The organism is Streptomyces sp. NPDC101490, assembly GCF_044767145.1.
In the GTDB taxonomy this organism is placed as follows: domain Bacteria; phylum Actinomycetota; class Actinomycetes; order Streptomycetales; family Streptomycetaceae; genus Streptomyces.
In genome coordinates this window covers 268,925-293,762 of the sequence record NZ_JBIWNI010000003.1, presented here as the reverse complement: position 1 = coordinate 293,762, position 24,838 = coordinate 268,925, and the positions used below count along the sequence as shown (strand labels likewise).

Below are 24,838 nucleotides of genomic sequence, written 5' to 3'. Positions count from 1 at the left end.
CGGGCGTCCGGCGCTGTGGGCCGTCTGCGAGAATTGACCCGTGATCTCTCGAATCGATCTGCGCGGCGAGACCCTCCCCGAGGGTTCCGCCCTGCGTGACCTGCTGCCCCGTGCCGAGTTCGACGTGGAAGCCGCCCTGGAGAAGGTGCGGCCGATCTGCGAGGACGTCCGGCATCATGGCGCGGCCGCGGTGATCGACTACGGGGAGAAGTTCGACGGCGTCCGCGTGCCCGGCCTGCGCGTCCCCGCCCCGGCGATCCGCCGCGCCCTCGACGAGCTGGACCCGGCCGTCCGCGCCGCCCTGGAGGAGTCCGTCCGGCGCGCCCGGCTCGTCCACCGCGCCCAGCGCCGCACCACCCACACCACCCAGGTCGTCCCCGGCGGCACGGTCACCGAGAAGTGGATCCCGGTCGAGCGCGTCGGCCTGTACGTACCGGGCGGCCGGTCCGTCTACCCGTCCTCCGTCGTGATGAACGTCGTCCCGGCCCAGGAAGCCGGAGTCGAGGGCATCGCCGTCGCCTCGCCCCCGCAGCGCGACTTCGGCGGCCTGCCCCACCCGACGATCCTGGCCGCCTGCGCCCTCCTCGGCGTGGACGAGGTGTACGCCGCCGGCGGCGCCCAGGCCATCGCCATGTTCGCGTACGGCACCGAGGGCACGACCGCCGGCGAGCCCGGCTGCGCCCCCGTCAACCTGGTCACCGGCCCCGGCAACATCTACGTGGCCGCCGCCAAGCGCCTCCTCAAGGGCCGCATCGGCATCGACGCCGAGGCCGGACCGACGGAGATCGCGGTCCTCGCGGACTCCACCGCCGACCCGGTGCACGTCGCCGCCGACCTGATCAGCCAGGCCGAGCACGACCCGATGGCCGCCTCCGTCCTCGTCACCGACTCGGAGGAGCTGGCCGCCGCCACCGAGGCCGAGCTGAAGACCCAGGTCGCCGCCTCCAAGCACGTCGACGGCCGGATCGCCCCCGCGCTCGCGGGCCGCCAGTCCGCGATCGTCCTGGTCCGCGACCTCGACGACGGCCTCAAGGTCGTCGACGCCTACGGGGCCGAGCACCTGGAGATCCAGACCCGCGACGCCGCCGCCGTCGCCGACCGGGTCCGCAACGCGGGCGCGATCTTCGTCGGCCCCTGGTCCCCGGTCTCCCTCGGCGACTACTGCGCGGGCTCCAACCACGTGCTGCCCACCGGCGGCTGCGCCTGCCACTCCTCGGGCCTCTCCGTGCAGTCCTTCCTGCGCGGGGTGCACATCGTGGACTACGGCCGGGACGCCCTCGCCGACGTCGCCCACCACGTCGTCACCCTCGCCGAGGCCGAGGACCTGCCCGCGCACGGCGCGGCGATCAAGGCGAGGTTCGGATGGAAGGTTCCCCAGAGCAAGTGACCGGCATCGACGACCTCCCCGTACGGGACGAGCTGCGCGGCAAGTCCCCGTACGGCGCGCCGCAGCTCGACGTCCCCGTCCAGCTGAACACCAACGAGAACCCCTACCCGCTGCCCGAGGCCCTGGTGGCCCGGATCGCGGAGCGGGTCACCGAGGCGGCCCGGCACCTCAACCGCTACCCCGACCGGGACGCGGTCGAACTGCGCACCGAGCTGGCCCGCTACCTCACCCGCACCACCGGCCACCCGGTCGCCACCGAGAACGTCTGGGCGGCCAACGGCTCCAACGAGGTCCTCCAGCAGCTCCTCCAGACCTTCGGCGGCCCCGGCCGCACCGCGATCGGCTTCGAGCCCTCGTACTCGATGCACGCCCTGATCTCCCGGGGCACCGGCACCGGCTGGATCTCCGGCCCCCGCGCCGAGGACTTCACCGTCGACCTGCCCGCCGCCGAGCGGGCCATCGCCGAGCACCGCCCGCACGTGGTCTTCGTGACCTCGCCCAACAACCCCACCGGCACCGCCGTCTCCGCCGACACCGTCCTCGCGCTCTACGAGGCCGCCCAGGCGGCCCGGCCGTCGATGGTGGTCGTCGACGAGGCGTACGTGGAGTTCAGCCACGGGGACTCGCTGCTGCCGCTCGTCGAGGGCCGCCCGAACCTGGTCGTCTCCCGGACCATGTCCAAGGCCTTCGGCGCCGCCGGACTGCGCCTCGGCTACCTCGCCGCGCACCCGGCGGTCGTCGACGCCGTCCAGCTCGTCCGGCTGCCGTACCACCTCTCCGCCGTCACCCAGGCGACGGCGCTCGCCGCCCTGGAGCACACCGACACCCTCCTCGGATACGTCGAGCAGCTCAAGGCCGAGCGGGACCGGCTCGTCACCGAGCTGCGCGGGATCGGCTACGAGGTCACCGAGTCGGACGCCAACTTCGTGCAGTTCGGGCGCTTCCCCGACACCCACGCGGCCTGGCGGGCGATCCTCGACCGGGGCGTCCTGGTCCGCGACAACGGAGTACCGGGCTGGCTGCGGGTCACCGCGGGCACCCCCGACGAGAACGACGCGTTCCTCGACGCGGTCCGTGAACTGAAGAAGGAGCAGAGCGCATGAGCCGCGTAGGACGCGTTGAGCGCACCACCAAGGAGACCTCCGTCGTCGTCGAGATCGACCTGGACGGCACCGGGAAGGTCGACGTGTCGACCGGGGTCGGGTTCTTCGACCACATGCTCGACCAGCTCGGCCGGCACGGTCTGTTCGACCTCACCGTCAAGACCGACGGCGATCTCCACATCGACTCCCACCACACCATCGAGGACACCGCCCTCGCCCTCGGCGCCGCCTTCAAGCAGGCCCTCGGCGACAAGGTCGGCATCTACCGCTTCGGCAACTGCACCGTCCCGCTGGACGAGTCGCTGGCCCAGGTCACGGTGGACCTCTCCGGCCGCCCCTACCTCGTGCACACCGAGCCCGAGAACATGGCGCCGATGATCGGCTCGTACGACACGACGATGACCCGGCACATCATGGAGTCCTTCGTCGCGCAGGCCCAGATCGCGCTGCACGTCCACGTCCCGTACGGGCGCAACGCCCACCACATCGTGGAGTGCCAGTTCAAGGCGTTCGCCCGCGCGCTCCGCTACGCCTCCGAGCGCGACCCGCGCGCCGCCGGAATCCTCCCCTCCACGAAGGGCGCGCTCTAGCCGTGAACGGCCTCTCCACCATCCTCATCGTCGTCGGACTCTTCCTGCTCGGCGGCATCTACTCCTTCGTCAAGCAGCAGATGCCCAAGGGCGTCGTCGTGCTCGTCGCCATCGGCGCCGCCATGTGCCTCTCCGCCGGAGTGCTCCGGCTGGACGTGTGGTCATGACCGGAACGAAGAAGGTCGTCGTCTTCGACTACGGCTTCGGCAACGTCCGCTCGGCCGAGCGCGCCCTCGCCCGGGTCGGCGCCGACGTCGAGATCACCCGCGACTACGACACCGCGATGAACGCCGACGGACTCCTCGTCCCCGGCGTCGGGGCCTTCTCCGCCTGCATGAGCGGCCTCAGGCAGGCCCGCGGCGACTGGATCGTCGGCCGCAGGCTCGCGGGCGGCCGCCCCGTCATGGGCATCTGCGTCGGCATGCAGATCCTCTTCGCCCAGGGCATCGAGCACGGCGTCGAGACCGAGGGCCTCGACGAGTGGCCCGGCACGGTCGAACCGCTGAACGCCCCCGTCGTCCCCCACATGGGCTGGAACACCGTCGACGCGCCCGAGGGCACCGAACTGTTCGCCGGGCTCGACGCCGACACCCGGTACTACTTCGTGCACTCCTACGCGGTCCGAGAGTGGAGCCTGGAAGTCGGCAACCCCCTCATCCGCGCCCCCAAGGTCACCTGGGCCACCCACGGCGAGCCGTTCGTCGCCGCCGTCGAGAACGGCGCCCTGTGGGCGACCCAGTTCCACCCCGAGAAGTCCGGCGACGCCGGAGCCCAGCTCCTCACCAACTGGATCGGAACCCTGTGACTGTGTCTGGAAGCGTGCTCGAACTCCTCCCCGCCGTCGACGTCCGCGACGGCCAGGCCGTCCGCCTCGTCCACGGCGAGTCCGGAACCGAGACCTCCTACGGCTCCCCGCTCGAAGCGGCGCTCGCCTGGCAGGGCTCCGGCGCCGAATGGCTCCACCTGGTCGACCTCGACGCCGCCTTCGGCACCGGCGACAACCGCGAACTGATCTCCGAGGTCGCCCGGGCCATGGACATCAAGGTCGAGCTGTCCGGCGGCATCCGCGACGACGCCTCCCTCGCCGCCGCCCTCGCCACCGGCTGCACCCGCGTCAACCTCGGCACCGCCGCCCTGGAGACCCCCGAGTGGGTCGCCAAGGTCATCGCCGAGTACGGCGACCGCATCGCCGTCGGCCTCGACGTCCGCGGCACCACCCTGCGCGGCCGGGGCTGGACCCGCGACGGCGGCGACCTGTACGAGACCCTCGCCCGCCTCGACTCCGAGGGCTGCTCCCGCTACGTCGTCACCGACATCGCCAAGGACGGCACCCTCCAGGGCCCCAACCTGGAACTCCTGAAGAACGTCTGCGCGGCTACCGACAAGCCCGTCGTCGCCTCCGGCGGCGTCTCCTCCCTGGACGACCTGCGGGCCCTGTCCGGCCTCGTCCCGCTCGGCGTCGAGGGCGCGATCGTCGGCAAGGCGCTCTACGCGAAGGCGTTCACCCTGGAAGAGGCGCTCGCGGCGGTGAAGCCGTGACCCCCGGGATCCGCAAGGTCGTCACCGGGGCGCCCTGGGAGGAGCAGTTCGGCTACTCCCGGGCCGTCGAACTGCCGAACGGCCTGGTCCTGGTCTCCGGCTGCACCTCGGTGGTCGACGGCCAGATCGCCGACGGCGGCCCGTACGACCAGACCGTCAACTCCTTCAAGGTGGCCTTCGCCGCCCTGGAGCAGCTCGGCCTGGGCCCGGAGCACGTCGTGCGTACCCGTATGTACCTCACCCACGCCCGGGACGTGGACGAGGCCGGCCGCGCCCACAAGGAACTGTTCGACGCCGTCCGCCCTGCCGCCTCGATGATCATCGTCTCCGGCTTCGTCGACCCCCGTCTGGTCGTCGAGGTCGAGATCGAGGCCCACCGGGAGGCCGCCGGATGAGCCTCGCCGTACGGGTGATCCCCTGCCTGGACGTCGACAACGGCCGGGTCGTCAAGGGCGTCAACTTCCAGAACCTGCGGGACGCGGGCGACCCCGTCGAGATGGCCAAGCTGTACGACGCCGAGGGCGCCGACGAGCTGACCTTCCTCGACATCACCGCCTCCTCGGGCAACCGGGAGACCACCTACGACGTGGTGCGCCGCACCGCCGAACAGGTCTTCATCCCGCTCACCGTCGGCGGCGGCGTCCGCTCCGCCGACGACGTCGACAAGCTCCTGCGGGCCGGGGCCGACAAGGTCGGCGTCAACACCGCCGCCATCGTCCGCCCCGAACTGATCCAGGAGATCGCGGAGCGCTTCGGCAGGCAGGTCCTCGTCCTGTCGGTCGACGCCCGCCGCACCCCCTCGGGCACCTTCGAGGTGACGACCCACGGCGGCCGGAAGGGCACCGGCATCGACGCCGTCGAATGGGCCCACCGGGCCGCCGACCTGGGCGCGGGCGAGATCCTGCTCAACTCGATGGACGCCGACGGCACCAAGGACGGCTACGACACCGAGATGATCACGGCCGTCCGGAAGCACGTCACCGTCCCGGTGATCGCCTCCGGTGGCGCGGGCAGGCTGGCCGACTTCGCGCCCGCCGTGGCCGCGGGCGCCGACGCCGTGCTCGCCGCCTCCGTCTTCCACTTCGGCGACCTGCGGATCTCCCAGGTCAAGGAAGCGCTGCGGGAGGCGGGCCACCCGGTCCGCTGACCGGCACCGCCCCCCCACCGCACGGACACGGAAAGGGCCCCCTCGGGGGCCCTTTCCCGCCGCCGGGGTCAGATCCCCAGCTGCTTCGCCTCCCGCAGCCGCTCGATCGCCTCCGGCTCCCCTTCGAGATCCACCTTGGCCGAGGACTGCCGCCCGAAGAGGTACATCGTCAGCTCGCCCGGCTCCCCGGACACCGTCACCACCGGCGTACCCCGGTGGGCGACCGCCGTCTGCCCGTTCGGACGGCGCAGCACCAGACCCACCGGGGCCTTCCGGCCCAGCAGCCGCGCGGTGCGTTCCAGACGGGACCACAGGGCGTCCGCGAACACCGGGTCGAGCGCCCGCGCCGACCAGTCCGGCTGCGCCCGCCGCACGTCCTCGGCGTGCACGTAGAACTCCACGGTGTTCGCCCCCTCGTCCACCTGCTTCACGGCGAACGGCGAGAACCGCGGCGGCCCCGTCCTGATGAGCTGGATCAGCTCCTCGTACGGCTTCTCCGCGAACTCGGCCCGCACCCGGTCCCCGCGCTCGCGCAGCGCCGGTACGAGGGAACCGGCCGCCGCGTCCGGGCGCCGTTCCCGCACCACCACATGGGCCGCGAGGTCCCGGGTCAGCCAGCCCTCGCAGAGCGTCGGGGCGTCCGGGCCCGCGGCCTCCAACAGGTCGGCGAGCAGAAGCCGTTCACGTTTGGCATGGGTCGACATGTCGGCCAGCGTACGGCGGACGGCCCCGGTCCGCCCAGTGGACGCCCCGCCGGGCACCGGTCCCGGGCGCGGCACAATGGCCTCATGACCAGCAATCTGGACCCGGCCCTCGCCGCCAGGATCAAGCGCGGCCCCGACGGACTCTTCCCCGCCGTCGCCCAGCAGTACGACACCGGCGAGGTGCTGATGCTCGGCTGGATGGACGACGAGGCCCTCCACCGCACCCTCACCACCGGCCGCTGCACCTACTGGTCCCGCAGCCGCCAGGAGTACTGGGTCAAGGGCGACACCTCCGGGCACGTCCAGCACGTCAGGTCCGTCGCCCTCGACTGCGACGCCGACACCGTCCTCGTCAAGGTCGACCAGGTCGGAGCCGCGTGCCACACCGGCACCCGGACCTGCTTCGACACCGACGTGCTCCCCGTATCCGAGTAGGGTCTGGCGCCATGGATCTCGACACCTTCCGCAAGCTGGCGGCCGACCGCCGCGTCATCCCCGTCAGCCGCAGGCTGCTCGCGGACGGCGACACCCCGGTCGGGCTCTACCGCAAGCTCGCCGCCGAACGGCCCGGCACCTTCCTCCTCGAATCCGCGGAGAACGGCCGCAGCTGGTCCCGGTACTCCTTCATCGGCGTCCGCAGCGACACCACCTTGACGGTCCGGGACGGCGAGGCCCACTGGCTGGGCACCCCGCCCGTCGGCGTCCCCGTCTCCGGCGACCCGCTCCAGGCCCTGCGCGCCACCGTCGAGACCCTGCACACCCCCCGCGACCTCGGCGGGGGCCTGCCGCCGTTCACCGGCGGCATGGTCGGCTACCTCGGCTACGACATCGTCCGCCGCCTGGAGAAGATCGGCGAGCACGGCCGGGACGACCTGGCCCTGCCCGAGCTGACCATGCTCCTCACCAGCGACCTCGCCGTCCTCGACCACTGGGACGGCTCGGTCCTGCTGATCGCCAACGCGATCAACCACAACGACCTGGAGACCGGCGTCGACGAGGCGTACGGGCACGCCGTCGCCCGCCTCGACGCGATGGAGGCCGACCTCGCCCGCCCGGTCGCCACCGCCCCCACCGCCCTGCCCGACTCCGCGCTCCCCGAGTTCTCCGCGCTCTGGGGCGGCCCCGCCTACCAGGACGCCGTCGAGGACATCAAGGAGCGCATCCGGGCGGGCGAGGCCTTCCAGGTCGTGCCCTCCCAGCGGTTCGAGACCCCGTGCACCGCCTCCGCGCTCGACGTCTACCGGGTCCTGCGGGCCACCAACCCCTCCCCGTACATGTACCTCTTCCGGTTCGAGAACGGCTTCGACGTCGTCGGCTCCAGCCCCGAGGCCCTCGTCAAGGTCGAGGACGGCCGCGCGATGCTCCACCCCATCGCGGGCACCCGGCACCGGGGCGCCACCCCGCAGGAGGACCACGACCTCGCCGAGGAACTCCTCGCCGACCCCAAGGAGCGCGCCGAGCACCTCATGCTCGTCGACCTCGGCCGCAACGACCTCGGCCGGGTCTGCGCCCCCGGCTCCGTCGAGGTCGTCGACTTCATGTCGGTCGAGCGCTACTCCCACGTCATGCACATCGTCTCCACCGTGACCGGCGAGGTCGCCGAGGGCAACACCGCCTTCGACGTCCTCACCGCCTGCTTCCCCGCCGGGACGCTCTCCGGCGCGCCCAAGCCGCGCGCGATGCAGATCATCGAGGAGCTCGAACCCTCCCGGCGCGGGCTGTACGGCGGATGTGTCGGTTATCTCGATTTCGCCGGGGACGCGGACACCGCCATCGCCATCCGCACCGCCCTGCTCCGTGACGGGACCGCGTACGTGCAGGCCGGAGCGGGTGTCGTCGCCGACTCCGACCCCGTCGCCGAGGACAACGAGTGCCGCAACAAGGCGGCGGCCGTCCTCCGCGCGGTCCACACCGCCAACCGGATGAACGGCCGCTGAGCGGGTAGGGGATAGTGGGGTACGTGAGTGCCGTATCCGTACCCCAGCCCCGGGCCGCCCGAGCGGCCGTTCCCGGCGGCGGCCGCCGCAGCCTGGCCGCGGCCCTCCTGCTCGGCGCCGCCGGCGCCACCGTCGTCCTGCTCTCGGCGGGACAGATCTGGGCGGAGGGCACCGCGTCCGTCGGCGGCGGCACCGTCCCCGTCGAAGCCGACGGCGGCGCCGTCACCGGTGTCCCCACCGCCCTCGCGATCGTCGGCCTGGCCGCGCTCTTCGCGGTCTTCGCCGTCCGCCGCACCGGTCGCACCCTCGTCTCCGCGCTCCTCGCGCTGAGCGGCGCGGGCGCCGCGCTGGCCGCCTTCCTCGGAGCCTCCGACAGCGCCGCCCTGAACGCCGAGGCCGCCCGCATCAGCGGCGACACCGCCGCCGCCGTCGCCGGACCCGCCTACACCGTCTGGCCGTACGTGACCGCGGCGGGCGCCCTCCTCATCCTCCTCGCGGGCCTCCTCGCCCTCCGCTTCGGCCGGACCTGGCCCGCGATGGGCGGCCGTTACGAGCGCTCCGGCGCCCCGCGCGCCCGCAAGGCCCCCACCACCGACCCGGACCGGCCCGAGGACCTGTGGAAGGCCCTGGACCGGGGCGAGGACCCCACCGGGACGGTCTGACGACCGCCCGACGGGGGAGTCCACCGCGACGCGTGATCGTCCCGGTACCCCCGATTCATCCTCGCGCGCCCGCGTGCGGGACAATGAGCGCTGAGTGTCCGCGCACGCGAGACCCTCACCATCGAGCAACTGCAACGAGGAGCAACTCATGGCGGGCAGCGCCCACGGACACACCCCGGCCGCCTGGACCGGTGTCATCATCGCCTTCATCGGTTTCTGCATCGCCGGTGTCTTCATGGTGGCCGTCAACATCCCCGGCTTCTGGGCCGGTGTGGGCGTCATCGTGCTCGGCGGCGTCGTCGGCGGCGTGATGAAGGCCGCCGGTCTGGGGATGCCGAAGCAGTCGGCCGAGGTGATCGCCGCCCGCGAGGCCGCCACCCTCCAGGCCCGTTCGTCGTCCTGACGCGACCCGGAGACCCCCTGAGCGCAGCCCGGCCCCGCCGGGCTGCGCTCGCGCGCGTCCGGGGCGAGAATCACCGGGTGGACACGCAGCCGACGGCCGGAGCCGCGACCGAGGAACCCCTCGCCCGACCGGGTGAACCCGGCGAGACCCCCGCGCTGCCGGGCGGGGACCACCGCGCCGACGACGCGGCGGACGGAACCCCGCACGCGCCCGCGCGGCCCGGGGGCACCGCTCCGCGCGGCGCGGCCCCGCCCTCCCTCCCGCACGCGCCCGCGCGGCCCGGGACCGACCGTCCGGCCCCACCGGCACCGGAGCTCGAAGCGGGACCGGCACCGGGCCCCCCACCCGCCGGGCCCGTACACCCGCCCGCGTGGCCCGTGCCGTCCGGCTCCACCGCGCCCCCCTCCGGCGGCCCCCCGCCCGCCGGGCCCGTACCGCCCCCGCACCCGCCCGCGTGGCCCGTACCGCCGCACGCGCACGCGTGGTCCGGTCCGCCCGCGCCCCGCCCGCTGCCCCGGCGGCTGCTCGGGCCCCTCGGCACCCTCGCCGGGGTCGCCGCCGCCTTCGCGTATGTCGGGACGGTCGACCCCAACGAACCGGGGCACTACCCCGTCTGCCCGCTGCTCCGCTTCACCGGGATCTACTGCCCCGGCTGCGGCGGGCTCCGCAGCGCCCACGCCTTCGTCCACGGCGACCTCCCCGCCGCCCTCGGCGCCAACGCCCTCGCGGTCGTCGGCTACGGAGTCTTCGGCGTGCTCCTGGCCGTCTGGCTGATTCGCGCCGTCCGGGGACTCCCCCCGCGCCTCGCCGTCGCCCCGGTGTGGTGGTGGGCGACCGGCGCCGTCCTCGCCCTCTTCACCCTGGTCCGGAACCTTCCCTTCGGCTCCGCGCTGGCCCCCTGAGGCCCGTACCGGCACCCGGGGGACCCCGAAGGGAGTCCCAGCAGATGGGACACCACTCCGGCCGATGCGGGTCCGGGGCCGTCCTGCGGATAGGATCGATGTGGCTGAACCTGGTTCCTCATCACCATCACCGTCCCGGAAGGGGGCCCCTCGCGTGAGTGTGCTCGACGAGATCATCGAAGGCGTGCGCGCCGACCTCGCAGAGCGACAGGCGCGGGTCACCCTCGACGAGCTCAAGGAGCGTGCCGCCAAGGCACCGCAGGCCAAGGACGGCGTCGCCGCACTGCGCGGCGAAGGCGTCAAGGTGATCTGCGAGGTCAAGCGCTCCAGCCCGTCCAAGGGGGCACTCGCCGCGATCGCCGACCCGGCGGGACTCGCCGCGGACTACGAGGCGGGTGGCGCCGCCGTCATCTCCGTCCTCACCGAGCAGCGCCGCTTCGGCGGCTCGCTCGCGGACCTGGAGGCCGTCCGCGCCAAGGTCGACATCCCGGTCCTGCGCAAGGACTTCATCGTCACCGCGTACCAGCTCTGGGAGGCCCGCGCCTACGGAGCGGACCTCGCGCTCCTCATCGTGGCCGCCCTGGAACAGGAGGCCCTCGTCTCCCTCATCGAGCGGGCCGAGTCCATCGGACTCACCCCGCTGGTCGAGGTCCACGACGAGGACGAGGTCGAGCGGGCCGTCGACGCGGGCGCCCGGATCATCGGCGTCAACGCGCGCAACCTGAAGACCCTCAAGGTCGACCGCTCCACGTTCGAGCGCGTCGCCCCGGAGATCCCCGCGCACATCGTCAAGATCGCCGAGTCCGGCGTCCGCGGCCCGCACGACCTCATCGCGTACGCCAACGCGGGCGCCGACGCGGTCCTGGTCGGCGAGTCCCTCGTCACCGGCCGCGACCCGAAGGGCGCCGTCGCCGACCTCGTCGCCGCCGGTGCCCACCCCGCCCTGCGGCACGGCCGGAGCTGACCCCGCCATGACCCGCCGCCGCGCCACGCCGACCCCTCCGGGCCCCGCCCGGGGGAACGTCGGCGTGGTGTCGGTGACCCCCGGTCGCGGCCGCCGGTCCTGCGGCGCCGCCGCCTCCGTCCCCGCACCGCACGCCCCGCTGGCCCGGGGCTGCCGCCCGCGTGGCTGCCGCGCCCCCGCCCGCCGTGTCCACGGCCGCCGGGTGCGTTACGTCATCGGCGACGAGCCCGGCCAGGTCAACGGAATGCGATGGCGCCCGCGCCCCGCGCGCGCCATCTGACGACCCCGTAGGGCATCCCCGTGGATGCCTCCGCCGCCGTACCCGCCCGCCCCGCCGACGCACCGCGTCCACGGCGCCCGCGCGGGTCCGGACGCTCCGGCACGGCAGGGGGCACCGGCCGTCGCGCGCACACGTGACCACCCACCACGTCACACGGGGCATCCGCCCCGCGAGGAGCAACCGCATGTCCAGCGAGTTCTTCATCCCGGACCCGGACGGCCAGGTCCCCACCGCCGAGGGCTACTTCGGCGCCTACGGCGGCAAGTTCATCCCGGAGGCGCTCGTCGCCGCCGTCGACGAGGTCGCCGTCGAGTACGACAAGGCCAGGTCCGACCCCGCCTTCGCCCATGAGCTCAACGACCTCATGGTCAACTACACCGGGCGTCCCAGCGCGCTCACCGAGGTGTCCCGCTTCGCCGGACACGCGGGCGGCGCCCGGGTCTTCCTCAAGCGCGAGGACCTCAACCACACCGGCTCGCACAAGATCAACAACGTCCTCGGCCAGGCCCTGCTGACCAAGCGGATGGGCAAGACCCGGGTCATCGCCGAGACCGGCGCCGGCCAGCACGGCGTCGCCACCGCCACCGCCTGCGCCCTCTTCGGCCTCGACTGCACCATCTACATGGGCGAGGTCGACACCCAGCGCCAGGCCCTCAACGTGGCCCGGATGCGGATGCTCGGCGCCGAGGTCGTCGCCGTCACCTCCGGCAGCCGCACCCTCAAGGACGCCATCAACGAGGCGTTCCGGGACTGGGTCGCCAACGTCGACCGCACCCACTACCTCTTCGGCACGGTCGCCGGACCGCACCCCTTCCCCGCCATGGTCCGCGACTTCCACCGGGTCATCGGCGTCGAGGCCCGCCGCCAGATCCTGGAGCGCGCCGGACGCCTCCCCGACGCGGCGGTCGCCTGCGTCGGCGGCGGCTCCAACGCCATCGGCCTCTTCCACGCCTTCGTGCCCGACGCGGGCGTGCGCCTGATCGGCTGCGAGCCCGCCGGGCACGGCGTCGAGACCGGCGAGCACGCGGCCACCCTCACGGCGGGCGAGCCCGGCATCCTGCACGGCTCGCGGTCCTACGTCCTCCAGGACGAGGAGGGCCAGATCACCGAGCCGTACTCGATCTCGGCGGGCCTCGACTACCCCGGCATCGGCCCGGAGCACGCGTACCTCAAGGACACCGGACGCGCCGAGTACCGCGCCGTCACCGACGACGCGGCCATGCAGGCCCTGCGCCTGCTCTCCCGCACCGAGGGCATCATCCCGGCGATCGAGTCGGCGCACGCCCTCGCCGGAGCCCTGGAGGTCGGCAGGGAGCTCGGCGAGGACGGCCTGATCCTGGTCAACCTCTCGGGACGCGGCGACAAGGACATGGACACGGCCGCCCGCTACTTCGGCCTCTACGACGGGGAGGGCTCCCGGTGACGAACGGCAACATCCAGCTGCTCAGCGACACCCTCGCCAAGGCGAAGGCCGAGGACCGGGCGGCGCTCATCGCCTACCTGCCCGCCGGTTTCCCCACCGTCGACGGCGGCATCGCCGCGATCAAGGCCGCCTTCGAGGGCGGCGCCGACATCGTCGAGGTCGGTCTCCCGCACAGCGACCCGGTCCTCGACGGCCCGGTCATCCAGACCGCCGACGACATCGCCCTGCGCGGCGGAGTCAAGATCGCCGACGTCATGCGGACGGTCCGCGAGGCCCACGAGGCCACCGGGAAGCCGGTCCTCGTCATGACGTACTGGAACCCGATCGACCGGTACGGCGTCGAGCGCTTCACCGAGGAGCTCGCGGCGGCGGGCGGCGCGGGCTGCATCCTGCCCGACCTGCCCGTCCAGGAGTCCGGACTCTGGCGCGACCACGCCGACAAGCACGGTCTCGCCACCGTCTTCGTCGTCGCGCCCAGCAGCAGGGACGAGCGCCTCGCCACCATCACCGGGGCCGGTTCCGGCTTCGTCTACGCCGCCTCCCTCATGGGGGTCACCGGCACCCGGGAGTCGGTCGGCGAGCAGGCAGCCGACCTCGTCCGCCGCACCCGGGCCGCCACCGCGTCCGGCCGGGAGCTCCCCGTCTGCGTCGGCCTCGGCGTCTCCAACGCCACCCAGGCCAAGGAGGTCGCGGCCTTCGCCGACGGCGTCATCGTCGGCTCCGCCTTCGTGAAGCGCATCCTCGACGCCGACGGCGACGAGGCGGCGGGACTCGCCGCCGTAAGGGAACTGGCGGCCGAACTCGCCGAGGGCGTGCGGCGCCTTCCGTAACCCGTTCGGGTGGATAAGTGACCGGGGAGGCGCGGACGTGCCTCCCCGGTTCGTTCCCCAGCCGTGAGCGAGAAGAACCGTGGTGACGGTAACCGGAGCGCGCGGGAGCGCCTCAAGGAGCAGCGCGAGCACGAGAAGAGCCAGGAGAAGAAGCGGCGGGTCCTGATCGTGACCGCCGCCGTGGTCGGCGTCCTCGGCCTGGCCGCGGTCGTCGGGGTCATCGCCGCCAACGCCGACAAGGGCGGCGGCTCCGACAAGGCGGGCCCGGTGGTCGCGCCCACCGGGGCGACCGACCAGGACGGCAAGCCCGCCATCCCCACCGGGAAGCCGGACGCGCCCTCGACCCTCGCGATCTGGGAGGACTTCCGCTGCCCGGCGTGCGCCCAGTTCGAGAACGTGATGCGGGACAGCATCCATCAGCTGGAGGCCGCCGGAGCCCTCAAGGTCGAGTACCACCTGGCCACCCTCATCGACGGGAACATGGGCGGCAGCGGCTCGCTGCGCGCGGCGAACGCGGCCGCGTGCTCCCAGGACGCCGGGAAGTTCACCGCGTACCACGACACGCTCTACATCAACCAGCCGCAGGAGACGGACGACGCCTTCGGCAAGAACGACAGGCTGATCGAACTGGCGGCGAAGGTCCCCGGCCTCGACACCCCCGCCTTCCGTTCCTGTGTGAACGACGGCACCCACGACAGCTGGGTGGCCGAGTCGAACAAGGCCTTCCAGAACGGCGGCTTCCGGGGCACTCCGTCCGTCCTCCTCAACGGGGAGTCCATCTTCCCGACCAAGGGGAACGAGCAGATCTCCCCGGCGAACCTGAAGAAGTGGGTCGCCGAGGCCAACAAGGGCAAGAAGCCCGGAACGGCCTCGCCCTCGGCCGGCTGAGCCGCTTCCCCGGCGGATTGGTTATCCAGAAGTTGCCGGACGGGCTGCCGCCGCGCCCGTCCGGCAGGGTAGCGTCGGACCTGCCATGGAACTTGCCTACATCCCCAGCCCGTCGACCGGCGTGATCCACCTCGGACCGATCCCGCTGCGCGGCTACGCCTTCTGCATCATCCTCGGTGTCTTCGTCGCCGTCTGGTACGGCAACAAGCGCTGGATCGCCCGGGGCGGCACCGCCGGCACCGTGGCCGACATCGCCGTCTGGGCGGTGCCCTTCGGCCTCGTCGGCGGACGCCTCTACCACGTCATCACCGACTACCAGCTGTACTTCAGCGAGGGTCAGGACTGGGTCGACGCCTTCAAGATCTGGGAGGGCGGCCTCGGCATCTGGGGCGCCATCGCGTTCGGCGCGGTGGGTGCCTGGATCGGCTGCCGCCGCCGGGGCATCCCGCTCCCGGCGTACGCCGACGCCATCGCCCCCGGCATCGTCCTCGCCCAGGCCATCGGGCGCTGGGGCAACTGGTTCAACCAGGAGCTCTACGGGAAGCCGACCGATCTGCCCTGGGCCCTGAAGATCACCGCGAGCGCCAACCGCGAGGCCGGGCTGTACCACCCGACCTTCCTGTACGAGTCGCTGTGGTGCGTCGGCGTGGCCGTCCTGGTCGTCTGGGCCGACCGCCGCTTCAGGCTCGGCCACGGACGCGCCTTCGCGCTCTACGTCGCCGCCTACTGCGCGGGCCGCGCCTGGATCGAGTACATGCGGGTCGACGAGGCCCACCACATCCTGGGCCTGCGTCTGAACGTGTGGACGGCGATCATCGTCTTCCTGCTCGCCGTGCTCTACATGGTGATCTCCGCCCGGGTCCGTCCGGGCCGCGAGGAGATCGTGGAGCCGAGGGCCGCGGCGAAGGACGCCGCCGGTTCCGAGGGGGGCGTCGAGGACGGTTCCGCGAAGGACGCCGACGCGAAGGCCGACGGGAAGGCCGACGGGCAGGCCTCCGAAGCGAAGGCCTCCGACGCGGAGGACGGTTCCGGGGAGAAGACCGGGGACACGGAATCCGGGGACGCCGTCCGGGACGGTGCCGAAGGGGACGCCGGGAAGTCCGGGCCGTCCGCTGAGGACGTCGGGCACGGCGCGGGCAACGGAGCGGGATCGGCCGCCAAGGGCTGACCCTCCCCACTCACGAAGGAAGGGCCGCCGGAACCCATGGTTCCGGCGGCCCTTCCGCTTGCCCGGGAGCCGTCGGCCATCGACCGGATGCCGGACGCGCTGCTCAGGGGCGGTCGGGCTCCGTGTCGCCGGGGGCCCCGAAGGCCGCGTCGATCTCCGTGCGGAACGGCATCGACGTCGAGGCGCCCTCGCGCTGGACGGAGAGCGCGGCGGCGGTCTGCGCCCAGGCCAGCGCCTCGGGGAGGGGACGGCCCTCACCGAGGGCGACGGCGAGCGCCCCGACGAGGGTGTCGCCCGCGCCGGTGGTGTCCACGGCCCGTACCCGGGGGGCGGGGACGAGGACCGGTTCGGCGCCGCGCGCCGCGTGGAGGCTGCCGGACGCCCCGAGGGTGACGACCACCTCGGGGACGTCCCGGAGCAGGGCCAGCGCGGCCTCGCGGGGGTCGGCCCGCCCGGTGAGCGCGGCGGCCTCGTGCTCGTTGGGCACCAGCAGATCGGTCGCGGCGAGGAGTCCGGCGGGCAGCGGCCGGGCGGGAGCGGGGGTGAGGACGGTGCGGACGCCGAGGCGGCGGGCGGTCGCGGCGCCCTCCATGACGACGGAGAGGGGGAGTTCGAGCTGGAGGAGCAGGGTGTCGGCGGTGCCGATGAGGGCCTCGTCGCCGTGGGTGAGGGCGGTCACGGTGCCGTTGGCGCCGGGGACGACGACGATCGCGTTGCCGCCCCGGTCGTCGACGACGATGTGGGCGGTGCCGGAGGCGCCCTCGATGGTGCGCAGCAGGTCGGTGTCGACCGAGGCGTGGTCGAGCGCGGACCGGAGCCGTGCCCCGAAGTCGTCCGCGCCGACCGCGCCGATCATCGACACCCCGCCCCCGGCTCGGGCGGCGGCGACGGCCTGGTTGGCGCCCTTGCCGCCGGGGACGGTGCGGAAGGAGCGGCCGGTGACGGTCTCGCCGAGGGCGGGCGCCCTCGGGACGTAGGCGACGAGGTCCATGTTGGTGCTGCCGAGTACGACGATGCCGGTCATGGGCGTACGGCCTCCAGGAGGGTCGGTTCGGCCAGGGTGTCGAAACCGGTGCCGTCGAAGGACGGTGTCGATGGACGGTACGGAGGTCGACGGCCGGTTCTTGAGCGGAGAGGTCCAGTGTCCGGCAGCCGGTCGGGGTGCCCGGCGGGCAGCCCGGCGGCCGAAGCGGCGGTGGCGCCGTCGGGGACGGCACGGAACGGGTGGTACCTGGATCTGTGCCACCTCGGGCCGGGAACTCGCCGAAGAAGCGTCTCTGTCACCCGCCTGACGCCCCGCCGAATCCGGTCCGCGCACCGCGGCACCCGGCAAGGCACGCCTTAGTAAGTACGGCTTGCCTTGCTGGCGCGCCCCTTACATCGCGCGTATTTTCGAAGGCGTTGGGGGCGGCGGGTGCGACCCGGCCCGCCGGAACGAAGGGGAGAACCATGTCCATCATCGAGGCGCACGCGCCACTGCACGAGGCCCACCGCGACAACCACACGCACCGCGACGTGAACGGCGGCTGGCTCCGTCCCGCCGTCTTCGGCGCGATGGACGGTCTCGTCTCCAACCTCGCCCTGATGACCGGAGTCGCGGGCGGCGCGGTCTCCTCGCAGACCGTCGTCATCACGGGTCTCGCCGGTCTCGCGGCCGGTGCCTTCTCGATGGCGGCGGGCGAGTACACCTCCGTCGCCTCGCAGCGGGAACTCGTCCAGGCGGAACTGGACGTCGAGCGCCGCCAGTTGCGCAAGCACCCGGTCGACGAGATGGAGGAGCTGGCCGCGCTCTACGTCTCCCGGGGCGTCGAGCCCGCGCTGGCCCGCGAGGTCGCGATGCAGCTGTCGAAGGACCCCGAGCAGGCGCTGGAGATCCACGCCCGTGAGGAACTGGGCATCGACCCGGACGACCTGCCGTCGCCGACGGTCGCCGCCGTCTCGTCCTTCGGCTCCTTCGCGCTCGGCGCGCTGCTGCCGCTGCTGCCGTACCTGCTGGGCGCGACCTCGCTCTGGCCCGCCGTGCTCCTCGCCCTCCTCGGGCTCTTCGCCTGCGGCGCGCTCGTGGCCCGGGTGACGGCCCGGGGCTGGCTCTTCAGCGGACTGCGCCAGCTGCTGCTCGGCGGCGCGGCGGCGGCGGTCACGTACGGACTCGGGATGCTCTTCGGGGCGGCGCTGTAGCCCTACGGGCCGGGAGGCCGTCTCGCGCCGCCCCCTGATCCCGTAACCCCTGACTCCGTACGCCCGGCGGCGGGTCCCCCGACCCGGGGGCCCGCCGCCTTTGTGCGGTGCCCATTCAGGGACGAAAGCCCCGTACGGGTTGTGACGTATCTCCCTGGGCCGATCGGCCGTCTCGATGAGACACTATGCAGGACGCCACATATGTAGCCGGTTACCCGGCGGTTTCGAACCTGTGACCAACGGGAATGAGGCATGAGCGTCGCCGGGCAACGAAGCCCGATCAGAGTGACGGTTCGCCGGAGCCCCGCAGACCCTCCGGACCATCCGATCCGTCCCCGCGGGACAGTCCCTGTCGCCGCACCCCACAGATGAACCGGACACCACCGCTCCGTGTCGGTGATGTCCGCATGCTGGAATGCGCTATCCACTTATCGAGAAGCCATCCATCATGTAACCTGCACCAAATTTCGCGGAGGGCCAACGTCGTCCCTCGGCAGCTGCATATGCCACGACGACGACGGGAGAGCCGATGCGTTCCGACGCCTGGTCGCCCATGGACGGTCGCCCCGCTCCTCAGGGGATGTACGACCCCCGCAACGAACACGACGCCTGCGGTGTCGGGTTCGTGGCCACCCTCACAGGTGTGGCCAGCCACGCGCTGGTCGAGCAGGCGCTCACCGTACTGCGCAATCTTGAGCACCGCGGCGCCACCGGCTCCGAGCCCGACTCCGGCGACGGCGCCGGCATCCTGCTCCAGGTCCCCGACGCCTTCCTCCGCGAGGTCGCCGGGTGCGAGCTCCCCGAGGCGGGCGCGTACGCCGTGGGCATCGCCTTCCTCCCCGAGGACGGCACCGACGAGACCGCCGCGAGGATCGAGACGATCGCCGCCGAAGAGGGCCTCACCGTCCTCGGCTGGCGCGCCGTCCCCGTCACCCCCGAGCTCCTCGGCGCCTCCGCCCGCTCCACCATGCCGGTCTTCCGCCAGCTCTTCGTGGCCGACGCCGACGGCGCCGCCACCGGCATCGCGCTGGACCGCAAGGCCTTCGTCCTGCGCAAGCGCGCCGAGCGCGAGGCGGCGACCTACTTCCCGTCGCTCTCCGCCCGCACCCTCGTCTACAAGGGAATGCTCACCACCGGTCAGCTGGAGCCCTTCTTCCCCGACCTGTCGGACCGCCGCTGCGCCACCGCCGTGGCCCTGGTCCACTCCCGGTTCTCCACCAACACCTTCCCGAGCTGGCCGCTCGCCCACCCGTACCGCTTCGTCGCCCACAACGGCGAGATCAACACGGTCAAGGGCAACCGCAACTGGATGACCGCCCGCGAGGCGCAGCTCTCCTCCGACGTCTTCGGCGAGGGCTCGCTGGACCGGATCTTCCCGGTCTGCACCCCCGACGCCTCCGACTCGGCCTCCTTCGACGAGGTGCTGGAGCTGCTCCACCTCGGCGGCCGTTCCCTGCCCCACGCGGTCCTCATGATGGTCCCGGAGGCGTGGGAGAACCACGAGACGATGGAACCGGCCCGCCGCGCCTTCTACCAGTACCACTCCACGATGATGGAGCCCTGGGACGGCCCGGCCTGCGTGACCTTCACCGACGGCGTCCAGGTCGGCGCGGTCCTCGACCGCAACGGACTGCGCCCCGGCCGCTACTGGGTCACCGACGAGGGCCTCGTCGTCCTCTCCTCCGAGGTCGGCGTCCTCGACATCGACCCCTCCCGGGTCGTCCGCAAGGGCCGCCTCCAGCCCGGCAAGATGTTCCTCGTCGACACCGCCGAGCACCGCATCGTCGAGGACGACGAGATCAAGGCCGCCCTCGCCGCCGAGCAGCCCTACGAGGAGTGGCTGGAGACCGGCGAGATCGAGCTCTCCGACCTCCCCGAGCGCGAGCACATCGTGCACACCCACGCCTCGGTCACCCGCCGCCAGCAGACCTTCGGCTACACCGAGGAAGAGCTGCGCGTCATCCTCGCGCCGATGGCCCGCACCGCGGGTGAGCCCCTCGGCTCCATGGGCACGGACTCGCCGATCGCGGCCCTCTCGGCCCGCCCCCGGCTGCTCTTCGACTACTTCACCCAGCTCTTCGCGCAGGTCACCAACCCGCCGCTGGACGCGATCCGCGAAGAGCTCGTGACCTCGCTGCGCTCCTCCCTCGGCCCCCAGGGCAACCTCCTGGAGCCCACCGCCGGATCGTGTCGCAGCGTCACCCTGACCTTCCCGGTGATCGACAACGACGAGCTGGCCAAGCTCATCCACATCAACGCCGACGGCGACATGCCCGGCATGAAGGCCGCGACGCTCTCCGGCCTCTACCGGGTCTCCGGCGGCGGCGAGGCCCTCGCCGCCCGCATCGACGCCATCTGCGCCGAGGCCGACACCGCGATCGAGGGCGGCGCCCGCATCGTCGTGCTCTCCGACCGGCACTCCGACGCCGAGCACGCCCCGATCCCCTCGCTGCTGCTCACCGCGGCCGTCCACCACCACCTCATCCGCACCAAGCAGCGGACCAAGGTGGGTCTCCTCGTCGAGGCGGGAGACGTCCGCGAGGTCCACCACGTCGCCCTGCTCATCGGCTACGGCGCCGCCGCCGTCAACCCGTACCTCGCCATGGAGTCCGTCGAGGACCTGGTCCGCGCCGGGACGTTCATCGAGGGTCTGGAGCCCGAGCAGGCCATCCGGAACCTGATCTACGCCCTCGGCAAGGGCGTCCTCAAGGTCATGTCCAAGATGGGCATCTCCACCGTCGCCTCCTACCGGGGCGCCCAGGTCTTCGAGGCCATCGGCCTCGACGAGACCTTCGTCGCCACCTACTTCCAGGGCACCGCCACCAAGATCGGCGGCGCCGGGCTCGACGTCGTCGCCAAGGAGGTGGCCGCCCGCCACGCCAAGGCGTACCCCGTCTCCGGCGTCCCCTCGGCGCACCGCGCCCTGGACATCGGCGGCGAGTACCAGTGGCGCCGCGAGGGCGAGCCGCACCTGTTCGACCCGGACACCGTCTTCCGCCTCCAGCACGCCACGCGCGCCAGGCGCTACGACATCTTCAAGAAGTACACGGAGCGGGTGAACGAGCAGTCCGAGCGGCTGATGACGCTGCGCGGCCTCTTCGGCCTCGACTCCGGCCGCCCCTCGATCCCCGTCGACGAAGTCGAGCCGGTCTCCGAGATCGTCAAGCGGTTCTCCACCGGCGCCATGTCGTACGGTTCCATCTCCCGCGAGGCCCACGAGACCCTCGCCGTCGCCATGAACCAGCTGGGCGCCAAGTCCAACACCGGTGAGGGCGGCGAGGACCCGGACCGCCTCTACGACCCGGCCCGCCGCTCCGCCATCAAGCAGGTCGCCTCCGGCCGCTTCGGCGTCACCAGCGAGTACCTGGTCAACGCCGACGACATCCAGATCAAGATGGCGCAGGGCGCCAAGCCCGGCGAGGGCGGCCAGCTGCCCGGCCACAAGGTCTACCCGTGGGTCGCGAAGACGCGTCACTCGACGCCCGGCGTCGGCCTCATCTCGCCGCCGCCGCACCACGACATCTACTCCATCGAGGACCTCGCCCAGCTCATCCACGACCTCAAGAACGCCAACCCGGTCGCCCGCATCCATGTGAAGCTGGTCTCCGAGGTCGGCGTCGGCACGGTCGCCGCCGGTGTCTCCAAGGCCCACGCGGACGTCGTCCTCATCTCCGGCCACGACGGCGGTACGGGCGCCTCGCCCCTGACGAGCCTCAAGCACGCGGGCGGCCCCTGGGAGCTGGGCCTCGCCGAGACCCAGCAGACCCTGCTGCTCAACGGGCTGCGCGACCGGATCGTCGTCCAGACCGACGGCCAGCTCAAGACCGGCCGTGACGTCGTCATCGCCGCGCTGCTCGGCGCCGAGGAGTTCGGTTTCGCGACCGCGCCGCTCGTCGTCTCCGGCTGCGTCATGATGCGCGTCTGCCACCTGGACACCTGCCCGGTCGGCATCGCCACCCAGAACCCGGTCCTGCGCGACCGCTTCTCCGGCAAGCCCGAATTCGTCGTCAACTTCTTCGAGTTCATCGCCGAGGAGGTCCGCGAGATCCTCGCCGAAATGGGCTTCCGCAGCCTGGAGGAGGCCGTCGGCCACGCCGAGTTCCTCGACACCAGCCGGGCGGTCACCCACTGGAAGGCGCAGGGCCTCGACCTGGAGCCGCTGTTCCACGTGCCCGAGCTGCCCGAGGGCGCGGTCCGCCACGCCCTGATCGAGCAGGACCACGGTCTGGCGAAGGCCCTCGACAACCAGCTGATCGAGCTGGCCTCCGAGGCCCTGAACGCGGCCTCCGCCGCCGAGGCCCAGCCGGTCCGCGCCCAGGTCGCCATCCGCAACATCAACCGCACGGTCGGCACCATGCTCGGCCACCACGTGACGAAGCGGTTCGGCGGCGCCGGTCTCCCGGCCGACACCATCGACATCACCTTCACCGGCTCCGCGGGCCAGTCGTTCGGCGCCTTCCTGCCGAGCGGTGTCACCCTCCGCCTGGAGGGCGACGCCAACGACTACGTCGGCAAGGGCCTCTCCGGCGGCCGGGTCGTGGTCCGCCCCGACCGGGGCGCCGAGCACCTCGCCGAGTACTCCACCATCGCGGGCAACACCATCGGCTACGGCGCGACCGGCGGCGAACTCTTCCTCCGCGGCCGCACCGGCGAGCGCTTCTGCGTCCGCAACTCCGGCGCCCTGGTCGTCTCGGAGGGCGTGGGCGACCACGGCTGCGAGTACATGACCGGCGGCACGGCCGTCGTCCTCGGCGAGACCGGCCGCAACTTCGCGGCGGGCATGTCCGGCGGCGTCGCCTACGTCGTCGACCTCGACCGGGACAACGTCAACTCCGGCAACCTGGGCGCGATCGAGGCCCCGTCGGACGCCGACAAGGACTGGCTGCACGACGTCGTGCGCCGCCACCACGAGGAGACCGGCTCCACGGTCGCCGAGAAGCTGCTGGCCGGCTGGGACACCAACGCGGACCGGTTCAGCAAGATCATCCCCACCACGTACAAGGCAGTGCTCGCCGCCAAGGACGCCGCTGAGCTCGCCGGTCTCTCCGAGGCCGAGACCACCGAGAAGATGATGGAGGCGGCGACCCATGGCTGACCCCAAGGGCTTCCTGACCACCGGCCGCGAAGTCGCCCAGACCCGTCCGGTGGGCGAGCGCCTCAGGGACTGGAACGAGGTCTACGTTCCCGGTTCCCTGCTGCCGATCATCAGCAAGCAGGCCGGCCGCTGCATGGACTGCGGCATCCCGTTCTGCCACAACGGCTGTCCCCTCGGAAACCTCATCCCCGAGTGGAACGACTACGCCTACCGCGAGGACTGGACGGCGGCGTCGGAACGGCTGCACGCCACCAACAACTTCCCGGAGTTCACCGGCCGCCTCTGCCCCGCCCCGTGCGAGGCCGCGTGCGTGCTCGGCATCAACCAGCCGGCCGTCACCATCAAGAACGTCGAAGTCTCCATCATCGACAAGGCCTGGGACGGCGGCGACGTCAAGCCGCAGGCCCCCGACCGGCTCTCCGGCAAGACCGTCGCCGTGATCGGCTCGGGCCCGGCCGGTCTGGCCGCCGCCCAGCAGCTGACCCGGGCCGGGCACACCGTCGCCGTCTACGAGCGCGCCGACCGGATCGGCGGCCTCCTGCGGTACGGCATCCCCGAGTTCAAGATGGAGAAGCGGCACATCAACCGGCGCATCGAGCAGATGCGCGCGGAGGGCACCAAGTTCCGCACCGGGGTCGAGATCGGCCGCGACATGCCCGCCACCGCGCTGCGCAACCGCTACGACGCGGTCGTCATCGCCGCGGGCGCCACCACCGCCCGCGACCTGCCCGTGCCGGGCCGCGAACTCTCCGGCATCCACCAGGCGATGGAGTACCTGCCGCTGGCCAACAAGGTCGTCGAGGGCGACTTCGTGGCCCCGCCGATCACCGCCGAGGGCAAGCACGTCGTCGTCATCGGCGGCGGCGACACCGGCGCCGACTGCGTCGGAACCGCCCACCGCCAGGGCGCGGCCTCCGTCACCCAGCTGGAGATCATGCCCCGGCCGGGCGAGGAGCGGAGCCCGGGACAGCCCTGGCCGACCTTCCCCATGCTGTACAAGGTCACCTCCGCGCACGAGGAGGGCGGCGAGCGGGTCTACTCCGTCTCCACCACCCACTTCGAGGGCGACGAGAACGGCGACGTGCAGTTCCTCCACCTCGTCGAGGTCGAGTTCGTCGACGGCAGGCTGACCCAGAAGCCGGGCACCGAGCGCCGCATCCCCGCCCAGCTGGTCACCCTCGCGATGGGCTTCACCGGCACGGACGTGGAGAACGGCCTGGTCGCCCAGTTCGGCCTGGACCTCGACGAGCGCGGCAACATCGCCCGGGACGCGGACTTCGCCACCAACGTCGACGGCGTCTTCGTCGCCGGTGACGCCGGTCGCGGCCAGTCCCTGATCGTCTGGGCCATCGCCGAGGGCCGCTCCGCCGCCCGGGGCGTGGACCGCTTCCTGACCGGAGCCAGCTCCCTGCCGGCCCCGATCCGCCCCACGGACCGGTCCCTCACGGTCTGACCGGCCCCCGAGAACGTCCCGTACAACGAGGTACGGAACTGAGCACGGCGCCCCCCCCGAATGTCCCCGACCGGACGACTGGGCGGGCGCCGTGGCGCGTCCGGGCCCGGGGAGCGGTGCCCGCCCCCGCCGCGGAGCGGATCGACGTGGCGGGGGCGGGAGTTCAGGGGGCGTCGGCGTGCGGC

Annotated in this window: 24 protein-coding genes; 22 read left to right on the top strand and 2 right to left on the bottom strand. The window is 72.6% G+C overall.

What is annotated here, in order from left to right; all coding sequences use genetic code 11:
- The first annotated feature begins 40 nt into the window (after positions 1–40).
- Genes hisD through hisF form a run of 8 tightly spaced genes read left to right on the top strand, consistent with a single transcriptional unit; the run spans position 41 to position 5,766 of the window.
- Positions 41–1,387, top strand: a complete 1,347-nt coding sequence (hisD, locus tag ACIRQY_RS08975) for a histidinol dehydrogenase (protein WP_403923185.1) — start codon at positions 41–43, stop codon at positions 1,385–1,387.
- Complete coding sequence (locus ACIRQY_RS08970; protein WP_403923183.1) at positions 1,384–2,490, top strand: histidinol-phosphate transaminase; 1,107 nt, start codon at positions 1,384–1,386, stop codon at positions 2,488–2,490. Before hisD ends, ACIRQY_RS08970 begins: the two co-directional genes overlap by 4 nt.
- A complete protein-coding gene (gene hisB / locus ACIRQY_RS08965; RefSeq protein WP_403923181.1) occupies positions 2,487–3,080 on the top strand; it encodes an imidazoleglycerol-phosphate dehydratase HisB in 594 nt (197 codons plus the stop codon). The genes ACIRQY_RS08970 and hisB overlap by 4 nt, the downstream gene beginning before the upstream one ends.
- 2 nt (positions 3,081–3,082) lie before the next feature.
- On the top strand, positions 3,083–3,247 hold the full coding sequence (locus tag ACIRQY_RS08960) for a hypothetical protein (RefSeq protein WP_351779235.1): 165 nt from the start codon (positions 3,083–3,085) through the stop codon (positions 3,245–3,247).
- Positions 3,244–3,885, top strand: coding sequence for an imidazole glycerol phosphate synthase subunit HisH (hisH, locus tag ACIRQY_RS08955; RefSeq protein WP_351779232.1), 642 nt, complete (start codon positions 3,244–3,246; stop codon positions 3,883–3,885). Before ACIRQY_RS08960 ends, hisH begins: the two co-directional genes overlap by 4 nt.
- Positions 3,886–3,887: 2 nt before the next feature.
- Positions 3,888–4,619: a bifunctional 1-(5-phosphoribosyl)-5-((5-phosphoribosylamino)methylideneamino)imidazole-4-carboxamide isomerase/phosphoribosylanthranilate isomerase PriA gene (gene priA / locus ACIRQY_RS08950; RefSeq protein WP_351779230.1), complete on the top strand. Its 732-nt coding sequence runs from the start codon at positions 3,888–3,890 to the stop codon at positions 4,617–4,619.
- Positions 4,616–5,014 carry a RidA family protein gene (locus ACIRQY_RS08945; RefSeq protein WP_403923178.1) on the top strand — a complete coding sequence of 133 codons (399 nt, stop codon included), beginning with the start codon at positions 4,616–4,618 and terminating at the stop codon, positions 5,012–5,014. Before priA ends, ACIRQY_RS08945 begins: the two co-directional genes overlap by 4 nt.
- Positions 5,011–5,766, top strand: a complete 756-nt coding sequence (gene hisF, locus ACIRQY_RS08940) for an imidazole glycerol phosphate synthase subunit HisF (RefSeq protein WP_403923176.1) — start codon at positions 5,011–5,013, stop codon at positions 5,764–5,766. The genes ACIRQY_RS08945 and hisF overlap by 4 nt, the downstream gene beginning before the upstream one ends.
- Before the next feature lie 68 nt (positions 5,767–5,834).
- Here hisF and ACIRQY_RS08935 read toward each other — a convergent pair whose 3' ends face one another.
- Positions 5,835–6,470 carry a TIGR03085 family metal-binding protein gene (locus ACIRQY_RS08935; RefSeq protein WP_351779222.1) on the bottom strand — a complete coding sequence of 212 codons (636 nt, stop codon included), beginning with the start codon at positions 6,468–6,470 and terminating at the stop codon, positions 5,835–5,837.
- Between the two features lie 84 nt (positions 6,471–6,554).
- Between ACIRQY_RS08935 and hisI the strand changes: the two genes are divergently transcribed.
- The 11 genes from hisI (at position 6,555) to lgt (ending at position 15,927) form a co-directional block, all read left to right on the top strand.
- The gene (hisI, locus tag ACIRQY_RS08930; protein ID WP_351779219.1) at positions 6,555–6,905 is read left to right on the top strand and encodes a phosphoribosyl-AMP cyclohydrolase; all 351 of its coding nucleotides are present in this window, start codon (positions 6,555–6,557) and stop codon (positions 6,903–6,905) included.
- An 11-nt stretch (positions 6,906–6,916) separates the two neighbouring features.
- Positions 6,917–8,407 carry an anthranilate synthase component I gene (locus tag ACIRQY_RS08925; RefSeq protein WP_403923173.1) on the top strand — a complete coding sequence of 497 codons (1,491 nt, stop codon included), beginning with the start codon at positions 6,917–6,919 and terminating at the stop codon, positions 8,405–8,407.
- A 14-nt stretch (positions 8,408–8,421) separates the two neighbouring features.
- Positions 8,422–9,069 (top strand): TIGR02234 family membrane protein, encoded by a 648-nt coding sequence (locus ACIRQY_RS08920; RefSeq protein ID WP_351779213.1) that lies wholly within the window; start codon positions 8,422–8,424, stop codon positions 9,067–9,069.
- A 148-nt stretch (positions 9,070–9,217) separates the two neighbouring features.
- Complete coding sequence (locus ACIRQY_RS08915) at positions 9,218–9,472, top strand: HGxxPAAW family protein (protein ID WP_351779210.1); 255 nt, start codon at positions 9,218–9,220, stop codon at positions 9,470–9,472.
- A gap of 377 nt (positions 9,473–9,849) precedes the next feature.
- Positions 9,850–10,374 (top strand): DUF2752 domain-containing protein, encoded by a 525-nt coding sequence (locus ACIRQY_RS08910; protein WP_403923861.1) that lies wholly within the window; start codon positions 9,850–9,852, stop codon positions 10,372–10,374.
- 154 nt (positions 10,375–10,528) lie between these two features.
- Positions 10,529–11,338, top strand: a complete 810-nt coding sequence (trpC, locus tag ACIRQY_RS08905) for an indole-3-glycerol phosphate synthase TrpC (RefSeq protein ID WP_351779208.1) — start codon at positions 10,529–10,531, stop codon at positions 11,336–11,338.
- 7 nt (positions 11,339–11,345) lie between these two features.
- Positions 11,346–11,618 carry a tryptophan biosynthesis modulator TrpM gene (gene trpM, locus ACIRQY_RS08900; RefSeq protein WP_403923170.1) on the top strand — a complete coding sequence of 91 codons (273 nt, stop codon included), beginning with the start codon at positions 11,346–11,348 and terminating at the stop codon, positions 11,616–11,618.
- A 184-nt stretch (positions 11,619–11,802) separates the two neighbouring features.
- Positions 11,803–13,041 (top strand): tryptophan synthase subunit beta, encoded by a 1,239-nt coding sequence (trpB, locus tag ACIRQY_RS08895; RefSeq protein ID WP_351779202.1) that lies wholly within the window; start codon positions 11,803–11,805, stop codon positions 13,039–13,041.
- Positions 13,038–13,871 carry a tryptophan synthase subunit alpha gene (gene trpA / locus ACIRQY_RS08890; RefSeq protein ID WP_403923168.1) on the top strand — a complete coding sequence of 278 codons (834 nt, stop codon included), beginning with the start codon at positions 13,038–13,040 and terminating at the stop codon, positions 13,869–13,871. Before trpB ends, trpA begins: the two co-directional genes overlap by 4 nt.
- Before the next feature lie 63 nt (positions 13,872–13,934).
- Positions 13,935–14,759 carry a DsbA family protein gene (locus ACIRQY_RS08885; RefSeq protein WP_403923166.1) on the top strand — a complete coding sequence of 275 codons (825 nt, stop codon included), beginning with the start codon at positions 13,935–13,937 and terminating at the stop codon, positions 14,757–14,759.
- Between the two features lie 85 nt (positions 14,760–14,844).
- Positions 14,845–15,927, top strand: coding sequence for a prolipoprotein diacylglyceryl transferase (gene lgt, locus ACIRQY_RS08880; protein WP_403923164.1), 1,083 nt, complete (start codon positions 14,845–14,847; stop codon positions 15,925–15,927).
- 103 nt (positions 15,928–16,030) lie between these two features.
- Here lgt and rbsK read toward each other — a convergent pair whose 3' ends face one another.
- Positions 16,031–16,951, bottom strand: coding sequence for a ribokinase (gene rbsK, locus ACIRQY_RS08875; protein WP_403923162.1), 921 nt, complete (start codon positions 16,949–16,951; stop codon positions 16,031–16,033).
- Between the two features lie 425 nt (positions 16,952–17,376).
- Here rbsK and ACIRQY_RS08870 point away from each other — a divergent pair, with 425 nt between their 5' ends.
- From ACIRQY_RS08870 to ACIRQY_RS08860, 3 genes are all read left to right on the top strand, one after another.
- The gene (locus ACIRQY_RS08870; protein ID WP_351779188.1) at positions 17,377–18,105 is read left to right on the top strand and encodes a VIT1/CCC1 transporter family protein; all 729 of its coding nucleotides are present in this window, start codon (positions 17,377–17,379) and stop codon (positions 18,103–18,105) included.
- Positions 18,106–18,634: 529 nt separating this feature from the next.
- The gene (gltB, locus tag ACIRQY_RS08865; RefSeq protein ID WP_403923159.1) at positions 18,635–23,200 is read left to right on the top strand and encodes a glutamate synthase large subunit; all 4,566 of its coding nucleotides are present in this window, start codon (positions 18,635–18,637) and stop codon (positions 23,198–23,200) included.
- The gene (locus ACIRQY_RS08860; RefSeq protein ID WP_351779182.1) at positions 23,193–24,653 is read left to right on the top strand and encodes a glutamate synthase subunit beta; all 1,461 of its coding nucleotides are present in this window, start codon (positions 23,193–23,195) and stop codon (positions 24,651–24,653) included. Before gltB ends, ACIRQY_RS08860 begins: the two co-directional genes overlap by 8 nt.
- The last annotated feature ends 185 nt before the right edge of the window (positions 24,654–24,838 follow it).